The organism is Salinivibrio sp. ML290, assembly GCF_001995695.1.
GTDB classification, from domain to species: Bacteria; Pseudomonadota; Gammaproteobacteria; order Enterobacterales; family Vibrionaceae; genus Salinivibrio; species Salinivibrio siamensis.
On the sequence record NZ_MUEY01000007.1, the window covers coordinates 256,115 to 276,268 of the forward strand.

A 20,154-nucleotide genomic window follows, 5' to 3' on the forward strand; every position below is an offset into this window, starting at 1 on the left:
CTTTAGTCGAAATTTGATCACTTTCACCGCTATTGAGTGTGAAGCATGGCATTAGTAATCAAAACGTGGCAGTCCTGTGTGTCGTGATACGACCGCATGCCATGACATTGGATAAAATCGGTTCAGTGAGGAACAAAGGTGGCTCGATGACAGGGAACGCAGCGAACAAACAATCATGGTTTTGGGTTGTAATAGGCACCACGTTGACACTTTTAGTGTTAGTGAGTTGGCGCTTTTTTTCTGAGCAGTTTTATACGGTAGCGGGACTCCTCGCCTGCCAAGCGCTCGTGACCGTGTTGGCGATGAAGGTGTACTCGTCGGCACCCAAGGTGGTACCGGGGCAAGATACCGAGGAAGAAACGCAAACGCTGCCGATGAAAACGGTCGGACGGCTGGCAACGCGCGCTACCATGAATGCCATGAATGCGGCGGAAGTCTCGCATCGCTCGGATATATTAAAAACGCGATTAACCGAACAGTTTTCTTCTGTGGTCGAGGTCACCGAGACCGCGCAGCATATCGAACAGACTTTGTCTGACACCTGCCAAGCGCAAGCGGCGTCTGTTGAGCAAGTAACGCGCATGCGAGATCTGAGCTTGGAGGGGGCCGATAAGCTCACCGCCTCAATCGCGGAAATGCGTGATATTAACCAAAAAACGGCTGAAACAGTGGCACGTATTGAAGCGCTAGACGCCAACGTCAATAAAGTGAGTGATGTCGCACAGGTCATTGATGCGATTGCAGAGCAAACAAACCTATTGGCGTTGAATGCCGCCATTGAAGCGGCACGAGCGGGAGAGCAAGGGCGTGGCTTTGCGGTGGTGGCCGACGAAGTGCGTCAGCTTGCGCAGCGTACGTCACAAAGCACCAGTGAAGTTGCGGCGATCATAAAACAAATCATGACAGAGTCGAGTAATGTGATGACCCATATTCAAACGCTGTCATCGGATGTCGAGGCGGGGACGTGGAATGTTGAGAGGGTGGGAGAGATTTTAACCGACCTCTCGTCCAGAGCCGATCAGGTTGAAGCGGCCGTGAGACAAATGGCGGATGGATCGTCACAAAACAGTGCAAGCCTTGAGCAAATTGCTTCAGCATTGACCCAAGTGCGGACTGGACTAGAAGACAGTGATAACCAGGTCATTGCGCTGAGCCAAGAAGCGGAAGGCTTGATGGAAACCACCGAAAAAACCAATGCCGTTTTCGCTGAGCTGTCAGAGGCGAGCCCACATCAACGCTTTTTTAAAGCAGCCAGCTTATGTCGTGATCGTATAGAGGCGGCGTTTGCACAAGCCATTGAGCAGGGTGAGATCAGTAAAAGTGATTTGTTTGATCGCCACTACCAGCCGATCGCGAACACCGATCCTAAAAAATATACCACCCGATTTGATAGCTTGTGTGATCGGATCTTACCGCCTATTCAAGAGCCCATTCTTGAGACAGATGAGAACATTGTTTATGTGATAGCCAATGACAACCATGGCTACGTCCCCACGCATAATCAGCGCTTTTGCCAGCCTCTCACCGGTGATTATGCGCAAGATATCACCGGAAACCGGACTAAACGCTTATTTGATGACCGAACAGGTAGGCGTTGCGGTCAACATACTGATACCATGTTGTTGCAGACCTACAAGCGCGATACCGGTGAGGTAATGCATGATCTTTCTGTTCCTCTTTTTGTTGCAGGTCAACATTGGGGCGCAGTGAGAATGGGGTATTATCCACCGGTATCGGCGGATTAAGCGAAAAGGAGTAGCAATGAATCCAGTTGCGATTGTAACCGGGGCAAGTGGCGGCATTGGCCGTGAGACGGCAAAACTATTGGCACAGCGTGGCTATGCCATTTGCATCAATTATCTTAGCAACAGTGAATCTGCTTTTGCGCTTGTTGATGAGCTTCAAGCGATTGGTGTCAATGCGATTGCGGTTCAGGCGGATGTGTCGAGCGAAGAGGGCGTTAAACGCTTATTCAGCGAAGCAGACAACCGTCTGGGAAATATCACTGCACTGGTGAACAACGCGGGGATCATGTTGCCACAGTCGACGGTGAGCAGTATGGGTGCCGATCGGATTAACGCGATGTTCCAAGCGAATGTCACTAGTGCCTTTTTGTGCTGCCGCGAAGCGGTACACCGCATGGCGCAGTCCCGCGGCGGGAACGGTGGCGCGATTGTCAACGTTTCTTCCGCAGCGGTAAAAACTGGGTCGCCCAATGAATATGTTGACTACGCAGCCACCAAAGCAGCGCTTGATACGCTTACCATGGGGTTGGCAAAAGAAGTGGGGCGTGAAGGCATTCGTGTGAATGCAGTGCGGCCAGGACCCATCGATACGGATATGCATGCCGCAGGCGGTGAGCCGGATCGCGTCGCCCGTGTCGCGGATAACATTCCACTGGGTCGCGGTGGCTCTACCCTAGAAGTGGCAGAAATGATTGCTTGGTTATTATCTGATAATGCCTCGTACTCGACAGGAAGCTTATTTGATGTGGCGGGCGGCATGTAGCTTTATTTTTTCATCAATTTGTAAGTAACTTGGGCTTTCTCCTGTCTAGATTAATAAGGAGGAGAAAGCCAATGGTTGAGAGCATGATACCCAGTTTGGCGACCTTACCGTCACTGGGTTTATTTTTTGTCATTATATTTGCCTCGTATGTTTTTGAGGACGGTGCGATTGCGCTAGCCGCTTTTGTAGCGGTTGAGTCGGTCTTAGCGTGGCACACGGCCTTGTTGGCGATTTTCCTGGGCATCGCAAGTGGTGATATTGCCCTTTTTTTACTGGGTCGTTATGCGCGGCGTTATCGCGGTTTACGTGCCCGTTTATTGTTGATGAAAGGAGTGCGAGACGCACGCCACCTTTTACGGCGTCACGCTTTTTTTAATCTTTTCCTTATCCGCTTTATCCCCGGTTTAAGAACAATTACTTATAGCCTCAGCGGTTTTCTCGCGATTCCGCTCAGCACCTTTTTATTATCCGTTGGTATTGCCACCGCCTGCTGGACAGGATTGATTTTTTGGGGCGCATTCACGATTGAGCACAGCGATTGGCTGGCAGAGAAACAACTGACAGGTTGGGCGTTTGCGCTCTCGATTGTCTTGCTGGTGCTGATTAATCGTTTTCTCCGTCGCCGCGCGTTGCCAACACCACCAAAAGGATCGCTATGACAAAGCCTTCGGTGACGCTTGTCGGCCAAGCTGGCATGCCCCACTACCCTGTGTCACGGTCGTTGGGCTGGTTTGAGTTTCTGCCTGCTTGGTGTTTCTACGCGCCCGTCGTGGTTCAATCAATCGGGCTTGGCCTCTACTATCGCAGTTTGACGTTGCCGTTGATTGCTAACCCGGGGATCCGTCTCTCAGGGATGGTCGGTGAGGCGAAATCAGAGGTGTTTGCCCAAGCGGGCGACACGGCGCAACGATACATCGCTGCCTATTGGCGATGGACGCGGCCCAATGCAATCACCCCCAGCATTAAAAAAACGCTACTTGCCGAACTTGCGAAGGCAGGTATCGCTATGCCGCTGGTGGCTAAGCCGGACAAAGGCTGTCGAGGGGCTGGCGTTCAGCGTATCGATACGGAAAAAAAGCTCTTTGCTTATATCAGCACATTTCCTCCCGACAGAGACATTATTTTCCAAGCATTGGCACCTTACGACGCGGAAGCGGGGGTTTTCTATATTCGCTATCCCGGCGAGGAAAGTGGGCACATATTCTCCCTCGGGTTGAAATATTTGCCCGCCGTGATCGGTGATGGCAAGCATACCTTAGCCGCGCTTATCCAGCACCATGATGCCGCCTCTGTGCGCGGACACCTTTATCATCAGCGCCACCACCACCAGCTTGATGACGTAATACCAGCGGGCGTACGTATTCCGTTAGCCTTCTCGGGTAGCCACTGCCGCGGTGCCATCTTTAAAGATGGGGCGGCTTGGGTGACGCCAGCGTTGACGGCAAAAATGGATACGATCGCGAAAGACATTGATGGTTTTTACTTCGGTCGCTTTGACATCAAGTTTCGCGATATGGCGTCGTTAAAGAAAGGAGAGGCGCTTTGTATTGTTGAGATCAACGGCGCGAGTAGTGAGCCGGCGCATATTTGGGACAGTGAGGGGAGTTATTTCCAAGCCATCAGCGCACTTTTGCATCAATATCGGCATTTGTACCATATTGGTGCGCGCTTGCGATTGCAGGGACACAAACCGCCCTCTGTGTTTGCTTTGCTCCGCGCATGGTACCAAGAAAGGCGCTGGATGAAGCAATACCCAGAAACGGACTAAAGCGGCATGACATCTGCTTGAATGAAGATGATGGCGCCAAATTGCCGCAACATGTACTAAGGTGAGGGTATGCATTCGAGTCTAACCAAAGCAGATAGTGCGATTATTAGTGGTAACCTGGATGTGGCTTATCAGGCACAGCAGCTACTGACGAGTGTTACGAGCGCGGCTTATGGTCGTATGCGGGCCGATGGATTTACCAGCACCATTGGCCAACATATGCGTCATGCGCTTGATATGTATTGGGCCTTACACCAAGGAGAGGGTAGTGGCGTGATGAATGCAGATGGACGCCGGCGAGGCCATCGCGTAGAAACCGATAAATCTCTTGCCCAAGCTGAGTGGCAGGCCATAGCCAGCTGGTTACATACGCTGTCTAGTCAACAACTCAAGCAGTCGATACAAGTGTCGACACAAGTCACCTTATATGCCTCCAACACAGTGACTACCCCCTCAACCATAATGCGTGAATTGATTGCCGTGGCCAGTCACGCCACTCACCACTTTGCTATGATGCGCACAGCCGCATACGATCTGGGGGAAGTGTTGGATAAAGAGATCGGCATCGCTGCAGCGACGGCAAGTTATCAGCGAGAGCAGCACCCATGTGCACGCTGACATGGTTGACCTCAGAGCAAGGGTTTGAACTGTGTTTTAACCGTGATGAGGCACGAGGTAGAAGCCGTGCAATACCGCCGAAAGTCTATCAAATAGCGGGGACACGCGTACTTATGCCGATTGATCCTGATGGGATGGGCACTTGGATAGCGGCGAATGAACATGGGCTATTGGTCTGTTTGTTAAATGATTATCAAGGTCAACCGTCTGTTGTGCCCAAGCGTAGTCGGGGTCAGCTGGTGAAATCCGTGGCGAGGGCAAGCGATCTGTCTCAGGTGGCGGCCATGGTGACAGAGCATGAAATGACGGATTTTGCGCCTTTTACCTTGTTGGTCTTTAGCCCGATGAATACCGATAAGACCCAACACGCGGCGTGTTCACCGGTGGCTTGGCAGTGGAATGGACGCACGTTGCAAGGTATCGACTGTGTGCCACCTGTTGTCTCCTCTGCGGTGGTAGCAGATGACGTACGTCGCACGCGCTCAGCGCTCCTCGCCGCAAAATTGCGTGATTCATCTTCTTCCGCCCATGCGCTACTCGATTATCATCGAAGCCACGAGCCAGTATTGGGGAGTTTATCTGTGTGTATGCACCGAGAAGACGCCAGTACAGTGAGTTTGACACATATCTACGTGAACGCGGATACCGCAAGTATGTATTACTACGATGGTGCCCCGTGTCGGGTCAGCAGGCCATTAGTGGCCCACTTACCCCTCGAGGTTGATCCTACTATGCCACTAAAAGCCAATACTGGTTCCGACACTTACTGAACTAGTTTCTGCATCGCCTCGATCGGCATAGGTCAACTCAAACGCCATTTTAGGGCCGACGGTAGGCTGTAGTTCAAAACCTACGGTGCCTGTTGCACCCCAGCCAATATCCTTATCTGTGCCGAACTCAGTTTGATAGTAGTTGCCACCGCCGCGCAGGTAGACACTCCCCATTGTCATAGGGAAATTCACTTGTAATCCAACTGGAATATAGGATGAAGTGAGCTTGGTTTCAGTGCCATTTTCATTGTCGAAATCGGCACTGGTTTCGCCATACCCGGTGTACAGGCTTGTGTAATCGGTGACACGTAAAGTGCCATTGACTTCCCAAGTGTGGCCTGTCTCAGTTTGAGAGCCATATTTTACGTCGGTAACACTTGCGCTAGCACCGATACTGAGCGGAGAGGTTTGTGCTTGTGCGGTTGTGGCCAGCAACATACCAGCACACAGTGTGGCGAGCGATAAACGTTTGGTCATAGTAACTATCCTTTTGGCCGAGCGTGCAAATGACGTCATAAATTCAGTATAAGGTGTTAGCGGCGGGCGTACACCAAGCTTGAGTGATATTTGTGCTTTAACGCTGTCTGGTGACAAAGAATCATCATGATCGATTTTAAGTCTGAGTGAGCAGTGCTATTGTAATGCCCCTTGTATGTCAGCATGAACGCATGCGTGTTTGTTTCTCAAAGGGCCCTACAAATGAAATTTGCTGTTCTCGATCAAGCGATCTACGACCACCTTTACCGTGATATTGAAGCCTTCCGCACCACCTTTGATTTGCCCTGCAATGATCCTGACTCTCTCGATGACAAAGCCGATGATCTGCACACGGCGTTGGCGGTCGAGGAAATGACAGAGCTTGCGGAAGCCGACTCGCTGGTTGAGCAAGTGGACGCTATTGTTGATAGTGTTTATGTGCTGATGGGACGCGCTGTTCAAATGGGCGCGCGTGGGTATCGAGAAAAACTCGAAGTCAGTTACATGATTGATATCTTACTTCAAATCGCCACGCGCCTGAGTGTTGATTTTGTGACCTGTTGGGACGAGGTGCATAGCAGCAATATGAGTAAAGTCTGTCGCAATCAACAAGAGTTTGCCGACACCCAAGCGTTTTACGCGCAAAAAGGCATTGATGTTGTCGCCAGTCCCAAAGAAGATGGCATCATCGCCAAATGTGCCGCCGATGTCAGTGTCGACGGCAAGCTTATCCGTGAAGGCAAGGTGATGAAATCGGTTTACTACCGCCCTGCTGACCTTGCCAAGTGTGTGATGGCCGAGCTGGCGTAATCCCACGCTTCTCGCCTGCCCAAAACGCCACCGTGATCAGCGGTGGCGTTTTTGGTTCGTGAAAAGGAATACCGTTTAGAGTGAAAACTCTCATCGCGATGGCCCGAGGCGAGGCTGTCATCAAAAATTGTCACAATTGTCTTTTTATCTAGCACGTCACTCGGCCTTTTTTCTTCTATACTTTTGCACTTAACGCTGATTTAAGTCTACGTTAAGGGTTTGCGGTTGCTCTAAAGTGGATGATGTCTTTTTTTAGTGTAATCACTCAGCCTTCTGAGCGATTAACACTTTCGCTATCCAATTTAAGGGAGAGTATTGTGGAACATCCTTTTTCACTTGCAGGTAAAGTCGGTATTGTCGCCGGACTGGCCAATGAAAACAGCATTGCGTTTGGGTGTACTCAAGCGCTAAGCCAAGCGGGTGCCGATGTGCTGGTCACCTATGGCACACCGAAGGCAGAGCGGTTTGTGACCCCGCTCAAAGCGTCCATGGGCGATCCAGAACTTATGCTGTGTGATGTACAGGACGATCAACAACTCGACGCACTATTCGCTCGCGCCAAGGAAAAATGGGGACGGGTCGATTTTGTTGTGCATTCCATTGCCTTCGCGCCTTTGGAAGATTTACACGGTCGCGTGGTCGATTGCTCGCGAGAGGGGTTCTCGCTGGCGATGGATATCTCTTGTCACTCGTTTATCCGCATGGCGAAACGCGCAGAGCCACTGATGTCTGATGGCGGCACGCTGTTTAACATGTCCTACTATGGGGCGGAGAAAGCCGTCGATAATTATAATCTAATGGGGCCTGTTAAAGCAGCGCTTGAGTCGACCACCCGTTACTTGGCAGCAGAATTAGGACCAAAAGGGATCCGGGTGCATGCTATTTCCCCCGGCCCGATCAGAACGCGTGCTGCGTCGGGGTTAAAAGAATTTGAAGCCTTGGCCGTGGATGGAGAAACGCGCTCGCCCCTTCGACGTTTGGCCACAGTGCAAGATGTTGGTCATGCCGTGGTTTACCTTAGCGCCGATGCTGGCCAAGTATTGACGGGACTCACCCACTACGTTGATGCCGGTCATCACCTTAGGTTTTAAGCGCAACGAGGCTAACACATACTTTTTTGACTTGATCGATTATTGAGGAGCCCACCATGTCAGGGACGAATAACGAGGAAGTCATCGAGAATAAGACGTACGATGAGATTTCATTAGGCGATGAAGCGTTTTTAGAAAAGCGCCTTACCATGGAGGACATTAAGCTTTTTGCGATTATGTCGGGGGATGTCAATCCTGCCCATGTGGATGATGACTTTGCCAAAAGCAGTCGCTTTCAGGAAGTGATTGCGCACGGTATGTGGGGCGGAGCATTGATTTCTACCGTATTGGGGACAAAGCTACCCGGTCCTGGCACTGTCTACCTCGGACAAACACTCGCGTTCAAAGCCCCCGTCATGCTAGGCGATGTGCTGCGCGTCGCTGTTCGTGTCGATAAAATGGACGAAAAGCGTCACCACATTGTGTTTGCTTGCCGGTGTGAAAACCAACGCGGTGATACTGTGATTGAAGGGGAAGCACGCGTACTGGCGCCCACTAAAAAAGTTCGACGTCAACGCACGGTATTACCAGAAGTGCGCTTATCTGAGCGCGGGCAGTTGCATGCGATTTTAACCGCGGCCGATCACCCTGAGCCCATGCATACCGCGGTGGTGCACCCCGTTGACGATAGCTCGATCCGCGGCGCGGTGGAGTCGGCGAAGCAACAGCTCATTATTCCTACCCTCGTCGGGCCTCGTGACAAAATAATGGCGGCGGCGGATAAAGCTGAACTGGATATCCGCGACTTTGACATTGTTGATGTCCCCCATAGTCACGCGGCGGCGGAAAAAGCGGTGGCTATGGCACGTGCGGGGGAGATAGAGGCGCTGATGAAAGGCGCACTGCATACCGACGAATTGCTACATGAAGTGGTTAAACGGGAAGGAGGGTTGAGAACTGAGCGTTGCCTCAGTCATGTGATGGCCTTTGATGTGCCGACCTATCCGCGCCCGCTATTTATTACTGATGCCGCCATTAATATCTATCCAGGGTTGGCTCAAAAGCGCGATATTATTCAAAATGCCATCGAACTGGCTCATGCGATTGGCAACAGTCATCCACGGGTGGCGATTTTGTCGGCCGTGGAAACCATTAACCCTAAATTGAATGCGACGCTTGATGCCGCGGCACTGTGTAAAATGGCGGAGCGTGGTCAAATAACGGGCGGTATCTTAGATGGACCGCTGGCGTTTGACAGTGCCGTCTCCGAAGACTCTCGCGTGACCAAAGGGATTAACTCCCCGGTTGCAGGGTGTGCGGATATCCTGGTGGCCCCTGATCTTGAGGCTGCCAATATGCTGATGAAACAGCTGAGCTACCTCGCAGATGCCACCGGCGCGGGTGTGGTGGTGGGGGCGCGTGTGCCCATTATGCTGACCAGCCGTGCCGATGATGCATTGACCCGCATTGCATCGAGTGCGCTGGCGTTGTTGCTTGCGGAGCATCAACGTAAAGCACTGGATAAGTATAAGTAGGCGACAATGGCGAACATACTGGTCATTAACAGCGGCTCGTCGAGTCTGAAATTCGCGCTGTTTGACGTCAATACGGATCCGGTTGAGGAGACGCGTTGGCAGGGTGTTAATCGGTTAATGGGTGGACAATTTTCCGGTTTGGGGACCCAAGGTTATGCGGTGTCCGTTGATAGCGGCGCGGATGGGCTTTCTATCCCGCCCGCCAACGCAGCAGATCACCATGCCGCTGTTGTCTCGCTATTGGCGTGGCTCGAACCGCGAGGCTTTCTTGATAATCTGATTGCCGTCGGTCACCGCGTGGTTCATGGTGGTACGTACTTTCAGCAAGCAACGCCTCTTGATGCGCGCAGCGTCAAGCTGTTGGAGGCATTAACCTCGCTGGCGCCGCTTCATCAGCCGTATAGCCTTGCCCCGATTAAAGCACTACAAACCCGATTACCCAACATGCGCCAAATTGCCTGTTTTGATACCGCCTTTCATGCCCAGCAGTCCAAGGAGGCGCGCCAGTTTGCGCTTCCTTACGCAATGTATGACAGGGGCTTTCAACGTTATGGTTTTCATGGCTTGTCTTACGACTTTATCTCGCGTTGCTTACCCGAGGTGATCCCGGATTTTGATTGCGACGCCAAAGTGATTGTTGCGCATCTTGGTAATGGCGCGAGTTTGTGTGCTATCCAATCACGACAAAGTGTGGCTTCCACCATGGGTTTTACCGCGCTTGAGGGGTTACCAATGGGAACGCGAAGTGGCGCCATTGATGCGGGATTGGTGCTGCATCTGATCACCGAAGAGGGCATGACTGCAGACGACGTCAGCACGCTCTTATATAAAGAGTCTGGGCTGTTAGGTTTATCGGGTATCAGCAGTGATATGCGCACCTTATTACGCAGCGATAAACCAAGAGCTAAGCAGGCGATAGCGCACTATTGTTATCGGATTGCGCGAGAAATCGGCAGCCTCTGTGCGGCAATGGGCGGTGTCGAACATCTGGTGTTCACCGCTGGGATTGGCGAGCATGCTGCACCTGTACGCGAGCGTGTGGTGGCACAGTGTGATTGGCTAGGTATGCGCTTGGACGCCTCGGCCAATCAAGCCAATCAAACGTGTATATCTGCACCGGACAGTAAGATTGGCGTGTGGGTTATCCCCACTGATGAAGAGCGTGTTATTGCCGCTGATTGTGTCGCGATGCTGTGATGACGATCGTTTCTTGGCGTTGCCTGCCGCCAATGGGGGACATATTGGCTCAAAAAGGTTCAAGGTGGATTGATGATTGCAGCGCCAGTTATACGCTAAAAGTGTGATATTCCATACAAGATTTTTTCTAAGAGTGCACCGAGCGGGCGTAAATCGTTATGCTAGCGCCGAGTTAGAGGATGCAAGGATGTTGTTATGATGCGCTGGGTATGGGTGAGCGTATTATTGCTTAGCCTCACAGGGTGTGCGCAGAAGCTTGGTCGGCCATTTGATATTAAAAATCTCGCCAAGTCAGACATGGATTTAATTACCGATATTCACATCGCTGAGATTCGTGATCTTAGCGAAGCCCTCATCGTGAAACTGTACAAGCGTAACCCGCGCGAGCTCAAAAAAGTGCCCGGCATGACGATTGAAAAACGCGTGGCGCAGTTGATGACGGCAGAACGCCCCGACAATGGCTTTCGAGAGCTGGGAGGAATGGATGGCATCGCGCTGCTGCCTTTAGCCTTTTCAAGTGAATTTGAGGGCGACCGCGTGTTTGCGCTCATGGCGGGTGTTACCGGCATGATCAGTGCGAGCTATAATCATCAACTTGAGTTTTTTTTGCTCGATGATATTGACCAACAAAAACTCTATAACAGTGCTCGAAACCTAGAAAAAATTGCCTGGCTTTTAAACAATCAAAAGGACGAACACGGTCAACTGCTGTTGCTGAGTAATGGCATGGGCAAAAATGGTGTACCCAATTATAGTTACGAGCGCTTGTTGGGCCAGATGATTATTATTCAAGACATGATGGCCATTATGGTGGCGGACAGTACTAACCGTAATATTAATCAGGTGGTACACAGCATGGCGTCGATGACGTTCTTCCCTATCTAATTAACGAGGCGGCGCAATCACCGCCTCGCTCCTTACCAACCAATTTCTTGGCCTTGATAATCAATAAAGTTGCCGTTTTGACTGTCCGTTAGGGTATCGAGCACATGCTTCAACCCTTGGGCCGATGTGGCAGTATTGATAAGGGCATTGGGTCCACCCATTTGCGTTTGTACCCAACCGGGGTGGAGAGCAATCGAACGAATGCCTTTACTTCGCAGGTCAATAGATAGACTTTTGATCACCGCGTTGAGCGCGGCTTTTGAACTTCGATAAATATACCCACCGCCTGATTGGTTATCACTCATGCTCCCGACTTTTGAGGATAGGAAAGCGAAAATGGGTGTATGGCCACTTTGGCTTGCCTTTTCAAGATGCGGGGTGAAATGTTCAGCGATAACCAGGGGAGCGATGGTATTGACTTCCAGCACCTCGCGCCAGGCCGCTGTATCCACGTCACCGAATTGATACCCTTTGGGGCCATATAGACCTGCATTGTTGATCAGTAAATGGATAGGCGTGTCGATAAGCTGTAATGCAAGTTGCTGTATTGCCGTATGATCCGTGACATCTAATCCGTAGGTGGTGAGTGTTGAGTAACGGTTTTTTAGTGTCATCAAGTGAGGCGCAGAGCCGGGGAAGCGGCAGCAGGCAATCACCTGCCAACCGTGCTCGAGATACAGCTCAGTGAGCGCCAGGCCAATCCCACGGTTCGCGCCTGTGATAAGAAGTGTTGGAGTCATTGTTGCCTCATAATGGCCGGAAGTGTCCTTCCATTATATGACTAACCCTCCATCGACTTTAAGCGTTTGACCTGTGATAAAGCTCGCGTTATCGCTGGCAAGAAAACTAATCGCGTTGGCGATATCCTGCGCGGTACCCATGCGGCCCAAGGGTGTTTTCCCTTTCATCATCTCAATGACTTTATCGGGTAAATTTTCCGTCATGGGCGTTTCAATAAAACCGGGCGCGACACAATTGGCGCGTATTTGTGCACCGTGACGAGCGAGTTCTTTTGACCAAGTCTTTGTCATTGCAATCACGCCACCTTTTGAGGCGGCATAGTTGGTTTGACCAATATTGCCGTCGGTGCCGACGACCGAAGACAAGCTCACAATCGCGCCTTTCTCTTGCGCCATCATCAGTGGCGCGATGGCTTGTGTCATGGTAAAGACGCCCTTTAGATTGACGTCAATGACCGCGTCCCAGTCACTTTCGCTCATTTTGGTCAGCAGGTTGTCACGAGTGATGCCAGCATTGTTCACCAGCACATCGATAACTGCGTGTTGTTGGTGCAAGCTCTGCACCCAATTCGCGACAGCCTCTTGATCGCAGACATCCAGCGCAACGGGAACGATAACCCGATGTGCTTGCCAGTCTTGCATGTTGTCAATATTCCTATCTAATGCATAAATCTTGGTAGCGCCTTGTTCGACAAAGGTTTCAACGATGGCGCGGCCGATCCCTTGTGCGGCACCTGTAATGACACAGTGTTTACCGGTCAGCATGGTGTTTCTCCTCATTATATTCATCGTGCTTTTCTTGGGCGTTGGGTCACCTAAGCCCCTGCTTCTACGTTGGTATCTCGCGGCCAACGTCAGATAACGTGCAACAACTAGGCCAGTGGTGACATCCTCTATAGTAAATTGAGATATCAATTTGTGGGCGTATGGGCTAAAATTTAATCAAGTTGTCACCTTGTTCGAGAGAGGACCTATGCCGACGTCAATCAATTCGCAACCTTTAGCGCAGCAATACATGCAGCGTCAGCGCGATCGTCAAGATGATCAGGTCAATGGCGGTCTCAATAACTCGATGAGCGTGCAAGAGCGTGCCGAGCTGATCCGTAAAGAGCGTGCCGAGCTGATCCGTAAAGAGCGAGAAGAGCAAAAAGAAGCCGCAGCATCGGGCGAGCAGCGTGAGGATAAGCGTGATTATCAAGCCCTCATTGATCGTGTGGCGGAACAAGAAGCGCAGAAAACGCGAGCGGATGCCTACAACCAACAGCAACAAGCGCTGATGGATCAGGTGCAAAAAACCATCACACCCAACGGCCAGCAAAACAGTTACAGCCTCAAGGTTTAATACACCACCCGCCTGCTTTTTTGGTCGCCGCCTTTGGGCGGCGTTTGTGTTTTCGCTGTATGGTTTTCATCTCTCGTTGCAAAAATGTAAATTTAATGGCGTTTTGGTTGCTATTCTTTACACTTGTTATTGGCTTAAACCCTTAAAAAAACGCGGTTAGCGACGCTTTCCTCTCACTGTTCAGCATAAGTGACACTATTGGTTAACATTTGATTAACCAGCTGTCCGCTTGTCTTCTCTAGTCCTAGTCACCGTCTAATGCTATCTCTAATGTTACACACAAGGAGGAAGCGATTATGACGTCAACCATGCAAGCACCTGTCAAAACGATTAATCCATTGGGTACAGATGGGTTTGAGTTCGTCGAATACACAGCGCCCGATCAAGCGGGTATCGATGCGCTTAAGAATTTGTTCTCGTTGATGGGTTTTGCGGAAATTGCCAAACATAAGCACAAAGATGTTTGGCTGTATCGTCAGGGAGACACCAACTTTATCGTAAACGGTGAGCCCGAATCACAAGCGCAAGGCTTTGCTAAGCAGCACGGTGCGAGTGTCAACGCCATGGCGTTTCGAGTGAAAGATGCGGTACACGCGATTACGTATGCGGCCAAACAAGGCGCCAAAGTGGTTGAGCCAAACATTGGTCCAATGGAGCTCAGCATTCCTGCGGTATACGGCATTGGTGATTCATTGCTTTACTTTGTCGACCGCTATGGTGACCAAAGTATTTATGAAGTCGATTTTGACTTTTATCCAGACTGGCAATCGCGCCTGAAAGAAGCGGATGCAGGATTGAAAGTTATCGATCACCTGACCCACAACGTCGATATTGGCAACATGGATGTATGGGCTGACTTTTACGAGCGTATTGCCAACTTCAAAGAGATCCGATTTTTTGACATTGAAGGCAAAAAGACCGGGCTGAAGTCGCGAGCGCTGACCGCACCTTGCGGAAAAATCCGTATTCCTATCAATGAGTCAAGTGATGACAAGTCACAGATTGCAGAATATTTGAAAGAGTATAACGGTGAGGGGATCCAGCATATCGCCATGACCACCGACAACATCTACCAAACGGTGCGGACGTTACGCCAACGAGGCATGGCGTTCATGGATACGCCGGACACCTACTATGAGAAAATCAACGAGCGTGTCAATGGCCATGAAGAAAGCATCGATGAGTTGCGTGATACCCGTGTATTGATTGATGGTGACGTCGACAGCGGTATCTTACTGCAAATCTTTACCAATACTGTTATTGGACCGGTTTTCTTTGAAATCATCCAACGTAAGGGTAACCAAGGCTTTGGCGAAGGTAATTTTAAAGCCTTGTTCGAGTCTATCGAGCTGGATCAAATGCGTCGTGGTGTATTGGACTAACCGAAACGGCACACAACAAACTCGCTTGAGGCTGCGATACGGGTTATCCGGATAAACTGACTCAAGTCGATAGGCTGTCGTTATTTGTAGACAACCTACGTTGTAGGCGCTCCTTTGTGAGCGCCTTTTTTGTTCTTTTTCGCCCACTAACTAGGACATTTCTCGCCCAAAATAAGATTAGACTCTATGATTAGCAGAGAAGCTTTTTCGATAAAAGGTGATTATGAAGGTAGGCAGCCCCCTGACTCGCCCCTCTCTTTCTGCGGGAATCATTACCAAGCTAGCCTTAAGCTGGACCGTACTGACTGCGTTATTTGCGGCGCTTCTCCTGCTGGGCGATTACCAAACGCATAAAGCAGATGTCGATCGCGCCTTGCAAGAGGTGGGCAACAGAGATCTCAGTGCAATGACTGGACATCTATGGCGTGTGGAAACGCAAGCGTTTGAGCAACGGATAGAGCAGCTCATCGCCCAACCTGAGATTGATTATATCCATGTGTATGATGCCGATGGCTCGTTAATTGAGCGTGGCGTGGAGCCTGCTGCACAATCGTTGCAAAAGCGTTGGTCGTTAATTGCAAGAGACGAGGGAAACGAGTATACCCTTGGGCAACTTGAGGTGGCGTCAAATTATACGGCGTTAAATGCCTACTTTGGTGATAGTGCCCAGTGGGTTTTTCTTGGATGGTTGGCTGTTTCAGGATTGGGGATCTTAAGCTCGATATGGATTGTCCGTCGCCACTTAGAAAGGCCGTTAGTGGCGCTACACCAGCAGGTCAACCAGTGGGATAATGGCGTACCCACGCCGATTCAGGTTCCCCCCCAATTCCATCATTGGCGAGGTTTTGAAACGCGTTATAACGCTATGATCACGGCGCTAGGGCAACAACTGGCGCAGTTGGAGGACGCTAAGCACGACGCTGAAAAGGCTAGCCAAAAGAAAAGTGAGTTTTTGGCCAACATGAGCCATGAAATCCGTACTCCAATGAACGGCATTATTGGGATGGCCTCACTGTTAAAAAGCACTCGCTTAAACAACGAGCAACAAGAGTTTGTCGAGATGTTGGAAACATCGTCGATGTCGTTATTAGATATCATTAACGACATCCTCGACTTCTCTAAAATTGAAGCAGGTAAGTTAGAACTGGAACCATTAGAGCTCAATATATTTGAGTTGGGGAAAGATCTTGAGAATCTGTTCATTCTCCGAGCGAAGGAAAAGCAGCTCGCTTTTCGCTGCGAAATAGATGCTGATATTTCCCCTTTGTTGATAGGTGATGCACCACGATTACGCCAAGTGATGATTAATTTGGTGGGTAATGCAATCAAGTTTACTGAGCGTGGGGAAGTGGTTGTCTCTATCAAGCAGGTGAGTGACGAGGATACGGCCAGTGTGCTTCGTTTTGAAGTGAGTGATACCGGGCCTGGCATTCCCGTTGAAGAACAAAGCCGTATTTTTGGTAAATTTGAACAAGGTGACTCCTTAACAGCAACCGCCCGAGGTACCGGGCTTGGGCTCGCCATCTCACAGCAAATTGTCAATTTAATGGGGGGGCGAATTACCCTCAACAGTGAAGTAAATGTGGGCAGTGTGTTTACCTTCACCGCGCGTTTTGATTGTGCGGATATTCCTTTAGCTACACCAGTTGAGGCGTATCTTTTCGCGGGCGCCCCGATGTTATTGGTAGACGATAGTCGTTTAAACATGCGCATCACCACGGCACAATTGAGCAACCTTGGTTGCCAAGTCACATGCTGCATGCACCCGGATGACGTGATTCCTTTAATTCGCGAACGCCTTGATAGCCATTATCCATTTAAAGTGATTTTACTCGATAAAGTGATGCCCAAAATGGACGGTTTTCGCTTGGCTGAACAAATCATTACCACGTTTGGAGATAAAAGCCCTGCGATCATGATGTTAACGGCGGCGCCCGATGCATTGGATAAGCCGCGGATTGAACGCTCAGGCATAGAGGGTTACTTAGGCCGTCCCTACCAATTTAATGACTTAAAAGCGCATTTGGTGCGCATCTTACAACAGCGCCAACCGACACTGGGGGTCGTACGATCTACCGGAAAAGGCACATCGCTGGCTGGATTGCATGTCTTGGTCGTGGAAGATTCCAAAGTTAATCAACGAGTGACTGAGGCGATGTTGACCCAACTAGGGATACATGTTCGCTCGGCTGCCGATGGTGAGCAGGCGCTGGCACTGTGGAAAAGCCAACCTTTTGACGCGATTTTCATGGATTGTCAGATGCCTGTGATGGACGGTTACCAAGCCGCTGAACACATTCGGGCACAAGAGTCGCGCTTTAATCGAACCCCCATTATTGCACTGACCGCGAATGCGACAACGGAAGACAAGGAAGCGTGTTTAGCCGCGGGTATGGATGATTATATTGCCAAACCGGTCAGGCAGCATGAGCTTGCGACCATGTTGAGAAAACATACCTTTACCTCGCAAACTTACTTAGTGACGCATTAATGACGTAATACAAGGAACGTGAGCTTAGTTACAAAAATATCAGAAAAAGTAAACAAATCCTGGGGCGGCTCACGCCATTTTCGTTAGGCTTCTAATCTTTTGGTGGGCGAAACACCTAAAACAATTAGAAAGCAAAACGAAAAGAGGAAACATGAAAATCAATAAACTGCTCTCAACGGCAGCTGCGTTGCTGCTTAGTCTCAGTGCGCATGCGGGTCAGCTTAACGTCATGGCGTATAACATTATGCAACTAAGTAACCTACAAGACTGGGATCAAGCTGAGCGTGCCGCCCGTCTGCCGCAAGCGATTGCCGATATGGACACGCAGCCTGATGTGATTTTGATCAGTGAGGCCTTTAACGCGGAAGCCGAGCAAGCGATGAATCAGCTGGCAAGCTTATACCCCTATCAAACACCCAATGTCGGTCAAGACTGCAGTGGGGAAGGTTGGGATGCGCTGACTGGAGATTGTTCCAATTCTTTATTTGTCGTGCGTGGCGGCGTGACTATCCTTTCTAAATACCCCATTTTGACTCAAAAGGCGCACGTTTATCATCAAAGCTTGAAAGGTAGCTGGGACTATCAAGCCAACAAAGGCTTTGCATACGTCGAGATCGATAAAGAAGGTGAAGCCTTTCACTTAATTGGCACCCATTTACAGGCAACGCACGATGGTATGTCTGATGAGGAGCACCAAGTGCGCCTTGGTCAGCTTAGCGAAATCAAAGACTTCATCGACAAGGCGGCGATTCCCGCTGACGAGCCTGTGATTATTGGTGGTGACATGAACGTAGAGTGGAGTCGCCAAGATGAAATCAACGACATGAAAGTGGCATTAAATGGCGCATTGCGGTTCACCGAGCCTGAAGTAACGTCTTTTTCCGCCAAGCATAATTGGTTCACGAAAGCGAACGCGTATCACTTTGAATATGACCTTAACTACAACACGACGCTAGATTATATTTTGTGGAGCCGTGACCATGCAGTGCCTGCCAATCAACCTGAGATGAAGGTGGTGCAATTAACCGCCAACGATGATTGGTATTGGGACTACCTTGAAGGCGAGTGGCCGCAAGCGGCTGGACAAACCTATCATGATGGTTACTACCATGAACTCTCTGACCACTATCCGGTCATGGTACAGTTTGAATTTGAGTAATTTCAGCGCTTGATAGAGTGCATTGGTACAGGGCTCAACCATGTTGAGCCCGTTTTCCCTCCCTCCCCCTATTAACGTTATCCAGACACCGCTAATTTCTTCGCGTATGCCAAGACAGTCTGGGATTTTGGACTACGCTTACTGAAAGGATTGCTGGGTACCTCACCTTGGATAAGGTTCCACTGAGATAAGCCGCAGCGTTGATTACTCTCTCACTTACTGCCTAACGATAGCGCTAGGTCGTTTGAGGACAACGATGAGAATACGAGGGAAGCATGAGTAGGCCGCGTTTCCATGTCATCTACGTTGACGATGACGCGCTCACATTAAAGGCGATTGGTCGGGTGATTCGCCGCTTGAAACCGAGTTGGGCTATCAGCTTGATTAAGAATCCTACCCATTGGGAGAAAGGCCTGTTAGATGATCAGTCCCCTTCTCTGGTGATCAGTGATCTACTGATGCCCAAGCTAAAGGGGGATGCGTTATTAGAGCAGGTTCGAGCGCGCTTTCCTGGTACGATACGTGCCCTGATAACAGGGGATACGCGCCAAAAAATTACCGAACTCGCGACGCCTAGTGTGCACTTCGTCCTACCCAAACCCTTCTCTGAAGATGACTTTGATAATGTGCTTAATAGTGTTGAGCGCCTCTATAAGTTGCCGATTGATGCTGAAACGCGTAACCGGTTAGTTGGTATTGAGGATTTTCCCGTCTTGCCTGACTGCGTGCGCCGTTTACGTGCCACGATTAATGATCCCCATTCAGACATGGAACAAATTGCACGAGTGGTCAGCGAAGAGCCTCCCCTAGTTGCCCGACTTTTACAGCTTGCTAATTCTGCTTATTTGGGCTTTCGAAACCGGACTTGGTCAATAGAAACAGCGATTAATCGACTGGGCATTCACTCGGTCGAGTCAATTGCTGCCACTATGGTGGGACATAATGCCTTTAAGCACTTGTCCACCAAAGAGCACTATGCCGTGGTGGATGAACATATTGAACTGGCTAATGTGAGTAAGTCGCTGGGACTATTCCTTGGGTATGACAAAGCGCATGCTGAGCGTTTGTATCTCGCATCAGTGTTGTCTTCGTTAGGGGAACTGATGGCGCGAGAGCTTGGCTGTCGTGAAAGTAGCAACAATCCCATTTGCGATTTACCTGCCCGTTTTGATACTGCGCTTGTCGTCTCGAGTTATATCATTATTTTGTGGGGCTATGATTTTGAGCTTGCAGAGATTGTGTTGGCAAGCGGCGCCATTCCGTTATCCCCTGAAAGTGAGCGAACCAAGGATGGCGCGCTATTGCATTACTGCCGGCAGTGGATTAATGCGAACGATATTGATAAAGCCAAGCTTTTACAGTCTTGGTCGGCCAATATCGGCGCTTTTTTTACTCAGTCGTATAAGGAGACGATTTGAATGTGCCGGATAACAATCTATGA

Annotated in this window: 19 protein-coding genes; 16 read left to right on the forward strand and 3 right to left on the reverse strand. The window is 50.1% G+C overall.

All coding sequences use genetic code 11. From position 1 onward, the window contains the following. Positions 1-146: 146 nt before the first annotated feature. From BZG23_RS08685 to BZG23_RS08710, 6 genes are all read left to right on the forward strand, one after another. Positions 147-1,745 carry a methyl-accepting chemotaxis protein gene (locus BZG23_RS08685; RefSeq protein WP_158011368.1) on the forward strand — a complete coding sequence of 533 codons (1,599 nt, stop codon included), beginning with the start codon at positions 147-149 and terminating at the stop codon, positions 1,743-1,745. Positions 1,746-1,761: 16 nt separating this feature from the next. Continuing rightward, on the forward strand, positions 1,762-2,508 hold the full coding sequence (locus BZG23_RS08690; protein WP_077606690.1) for an SDR family oxidoreductase: 747 nt from the start codon (positions 1,762-1,764) through the stop codon (positions 2,506-2,508). Between the two features lie 71 nt (positions 2,509-2,579). After that, positions 2,580-3,167: a DedA family protein gene (locus BZG23_RS08695; protein WP_077606691.1), complete on the forward strand. Its 588-nt coding sequence runs from the start codon at positions 2,580-2,582 to the stop codon at positions 3,165-3,167. Further along, complete coding sequence (locus BZG23_RS08700) at positions 3,164-4,276, forward strand: hypothetical protein (protein WP_077606692.1); 1,113 nt, start codon at positions 3,164-3,166, stop codon at positions 4,274-4,276. Before BZG23_RS08695 ends, BZG23_RS08700 begins: the two co-directional genes overlap by 4 nt. A gap of 69 nt (positions 4,277-4,345) precedes the next feature. Beyond that, on the forward strand, positions 4,346-4,894 hold the full coding sequence (locus BZG23_RS08705) for a hypothetical protein (RefSeq protein WP_077606693.1): 549 nt from the start codon (positions 4,346-4,348) through the stop codon (positions 4,892-4,894). After that, a complete protein-coding gene (locus BZG23_RS08710; protein ID WP_077606694.1) occupies positions 4,882-5,664 on the forward strand; it encodes an NRDE family protein in 783 nt (260 codons plus the stop codon). The genes BZG23_RS08705 and BZG23_RS08710 overlap by 13 nt, the downstream gene beginning before the upstream one ends. On the opposite strand, the gene BZG23_RS08715 is transcribed toward BZG23_RS08710, so the two are convergent. Further along, positions 5,632-6,141, reverse strand: coding sequence for an outer membrane beta-barrel protein (locus tag BZG23_RS08715; RefSeq protein WP_077606695.1), 510 nt, complete (start codon positions 6,139-6,141; stop codon positions 5,632-5,634). The genes BZG23_RS08710 and BZG23_RS08715 overlap by 33 nt on opposite strands. Positions 6,142-6,363: 222 nt before the next feature. On the opposite strand from BZG23_RS08715, the gene BZG23_RS08720 reads away from it, so the two are divergent. The 5 genes from BZG23_RS08720 to BZG23_RS08740 all read left to right on the forward strand — a co-directional run bounded on the left by BZG23_RS08720 (position 6,364) and on the right by BZG23_RS08740 (position 11,599). Further along, positions 6,364-6,951: a nucleoside triphosphate pyrophosphohydrolase family protein gene (locus tag BZG23_RS08720; RefSeq protein ID WP_077606696.1), complete on the forward strand. Its 588-nt coding sequence runs from the start codon at positions 6,364-6,366 to the stop codon at positions 6,949-6,951. A gap of 317 nt (positions 6,952-7,268) precedes the next feature. Next, entirely contained in the window at positions 7,269-8,042 is a 774-nt protein-coding gene (fabI, locus tag BZG23_RS08725) for an enoyl-ACP reductase FabI (protein ID WP_077606697.1), read from the forward strand. Positions 8,043-8,098: 56 nt separating this feature from the next. Beyond that, positions 8,099-9,517: a bifunctional enoyl-CoA hydratase/phosphate acetyltransferase gene (locus BZG23_RS08730; RefSeq protein WP_077606698.1), complete on the forward strand. Its 1,419-nt coding sequence runs from the start codon at positions 8,099-8,101 to the stop codon at positions 9,515-9,517. A gap of 6 nt (positions 9,518-9,523) precedes the next feature. Continuing rightward, on the forward strand, positions 9,524-10,714 hold the full coding sequence (locus tag BZG23_RS08735) for an acetate/propionate family kinase (RefSeq protein WP_077606699.1): 1,191 nt from the start codon (positions 9,524-9,526) through the stop codon (positions 10,712-10,714). A 195-nt stretch (positions 10,715-10,909) separates the two neighbouring features. Continuing rightward, positions 10,910-11,599, forward strand: coding sequence for a hypothetical protein (locus tag BZG23_RS08740; protein WP_046075641.1), 690 nt, complete (start codon positions 10,910-10,912; stop codon positions 11,597-11,599). A gap of 32 nt (positions 11,600-11,631) precedes the next feature. On the opposite strand, the gene BZG23_RS08745 is transcribed toward BZG23_RS08740, so the two are convergent. Further along, positions 11,632-12,339: an SDR family oxidoreductase gene (locus tag BZG23_RS08745; RefSeq protein ID WP_046075642.1), complete on the reverse strand. Its 708-nt coding sequence runs from the start codon at positions 12,337-12,339 to the stop codon at positions 11,632-11,634. Positions 12,340-12,372: 33 nt separating this feature from the next. Continuing rightward, positions 12,373-13,104 (reverse strand): 3-oxoacyl-ACP reductase FabG, encoded by a 732-nt coding sequence (gene fabG, locus BZG23_RS08750; RefSeq protein WP_077578485.1) that lies wholly within the window; start codon positions 13,102-13,104, stop codon positions 12,373-12,375. A gap of 208 nt (positions 13,105-13,312) precedes the next feature. Here fabG and BZG23_RS08755 point away from each other — a divergent pair, with 208 nt between their 5' ends. The 5 genes from BZG23_RS08755 to BZG23_RS08775 all read left to right on the forward strand — a co-directional run bounded on the left by BZG23_RS08755 (position 13,313) and on the right by BZG23_RS08775 (position 20,131). After that, a complete protein-coding gene (locus BZG23_RS08755; RefSeq protein ID WP_077606700.1) occupies positions 13,313-13,681 on the forward strand; it encodes a hypothetical protein in 369 nt (122 codons plus the stop codon). A gap of 296 nt (positions 13,682-13,977) precedes the next feature. Beyond that, positions 13,978-15,063: a 4-hydroxyphenylpyruvate dioxygenase gene (gene hppD / locus BZG23_RS08760; protein ID WP_077606701.1), complete on the forward strand. Its 1,086-nt coding sequence runs from the start codon at positions 13,978-13,980 to the stop codon at positions 15,061-15,063. 223 nt (positions 15,064-15,286) lie between these two features. Continuing rightward, complete coding sequence (locus tag BZG23_RS08765) at positions 15,287-17,554, forward strand: response regulator (RefSeq protein WP_077606702.1); 2,268 nt, start codon at positions 15,287-15,289, stop codon at positions 17,552-17,554. Positions 17,555-17,705: 151 nt separating this feature from the next. Further along, the gene (locus tag BZG23_RS08770) at positions 17,706-18,713 is read left to right on the forward strand and encodes a sphingomyelin phosphodiesterase (RefSeq protein WP_077606703.1); all 1,008 of its coding nucleotides are present in this window, start codon (positions 17,706-17,708) and stop codon (positions 18,711-18,713) included. Positions 18,714-18,988: 275 nt separating this feature from the next. After that, positions 18,989-20,131 carry an HDOD domain-containing protein gene (locus tag BZG23_RS08775; RefSeq protein ID WP_077606704.1) on the forward strand — a complete coding sequence of 381 codons (1,143 nt, stop codon included), beginning with the start codon at positions 18,989-18,991 and terminating at the stop codon, positions 20,129-20,131. Positions 20,132-20,154 lie beyond the last annotated feature (23 nt).

What these genes read in the sequence shown, in the direction of transcription:
- BZG23_RS08765 (WP_077606702.1), top strand. Translation starts at nt 15,287, where the DNA reads ATGAAGGTAGGCAGCCCCCTGACTCGCCCCTCTCTTTCTGCGGGAATC.
- BZG23_RS08710 (WP_077606694.1), top strand. Translation starts at nt 4,882, where the DNA reads ATGTGCACGCTGACATGGTTGACCTCAGAGCAAGGGTTTGAACTGTGT.
- BZG23_RS08720 (WP_077606696.1), top strand. Translation starts at nt 6,364, where the DNA reads ATGAAATTTGCTGTTCTCGATCAAGCGATCTACGACCACCTTTACCGT.
- BZG23_RS08755 (WP_077606700.1), top strand. Translation starts at nt 13,313, where the DNA reads ATGCCGACGTCAATCAATTCGCAACCTTTAGCGCAGCAATACATGCAG.
- BZG23_RS08735 (WP_077606699.1), top strand. Translation starts at nt 9,524, where the DNA reads ATGGCGAACATACTGGTCATTAACAGCGGCTCGTCGAGTCTGAAATTC.
- BZG23_RS08685 (WP_158011368.1), top strand. Translation starts at nt 147, where the DNA reads ATGACAGGGAACGCAGCGAACAAACAATCATGGTTTTGGGTTGTAATA.
- BZG23_RS08740 (WP_046075641.1), top strand. Translation starts at nt 10,910, where the DNA reads ATGATGCGCTGGGTATGGGTGAGCGTATTATTGCTTAGCCTCACAGGG.
- BZG23_RS08745 (WP_046075642.1), bottom strand. Translation starts at nt 12,339, where the DNA reads ATGACTCCAACACTTCTTATCACAGGCGCGAACCGTGGGATTGGCCTG.
- fabG (WP_077578485.1), bottom strand. Translation starts at nt 13,104, where the DNA reads ATGCTGACCGGTAAACACTGTGTCATTACAGGTGCCGCACAAGGGATC.
- BZG23_RS08695 (WP_077606691.1), top strand. Translation starts at nt 2,580, where the DNA reads ATGGTTGAGAGCATGATACCCAGTTTGGCGACCTTACCGTCACTGGGT.
- BZG23_RS08690 (WP_077606690.1), top strand. Translation starts at nt 1,762, where the DNA reads ATGAATCCAGTTGCGATTGTAACCGGGGCAAGTGGCGGCATTGGCCGT.
- BZG23_RS08775 (WP_077606704.1), top strand. Translation starts at nt 18,989, where the DNA reads ATGAGTAGGCCGCGTTTCCATGTCATCTACGTTGACGATGACGCGCTC.
- hppD (WP_077606701.1), top strand. Translation starts at nt 13,978, where the DNA reads ATGACGTCAACCATGCAAGCACCTGTCAAAACGATTAATCCATTGGGT.
- BZG23_RS08705 (WP_077606693.1), top strand. Translation starts at nt 4,346, where the DNA reads ATGCATTCGAGTCTAACCAAAGCAGATAGTGCGATTATTAGTGGTAAC.
- BZG23_RS08700 (WP_077606692.1), top strand. Translation starts at nt 3,164, where the DNA reads ATGACAAAGCCTTCGGTGACGCTTGTCGGCCAAGCTGGCATGCCCCAC.
- BZG23_RS08715 (WP_077606695.1), bottom strand. Translation starts at nt 6,141, where the DNA reads ATGACCAAACGTTTATCGCTCGCCACACTGTGTGCTGGTATGTTGCTG.
- BZG23_RS08730 (WP_077606698.1), top strand. Translation starts at nt 8,099, where the DNA reads ATGTCAGGGACGAATAACGAGGAAGTCATCGAGAATAAGACGTACGAT.
- BZG23_RS08770 (WP_077606703.1), top strand. Translation starts at nt 17,706, where the DNA reads ATGAAAATCAATAAACTGCTCTCAACGGCAGCTGCGTTGCTGCTTAGT.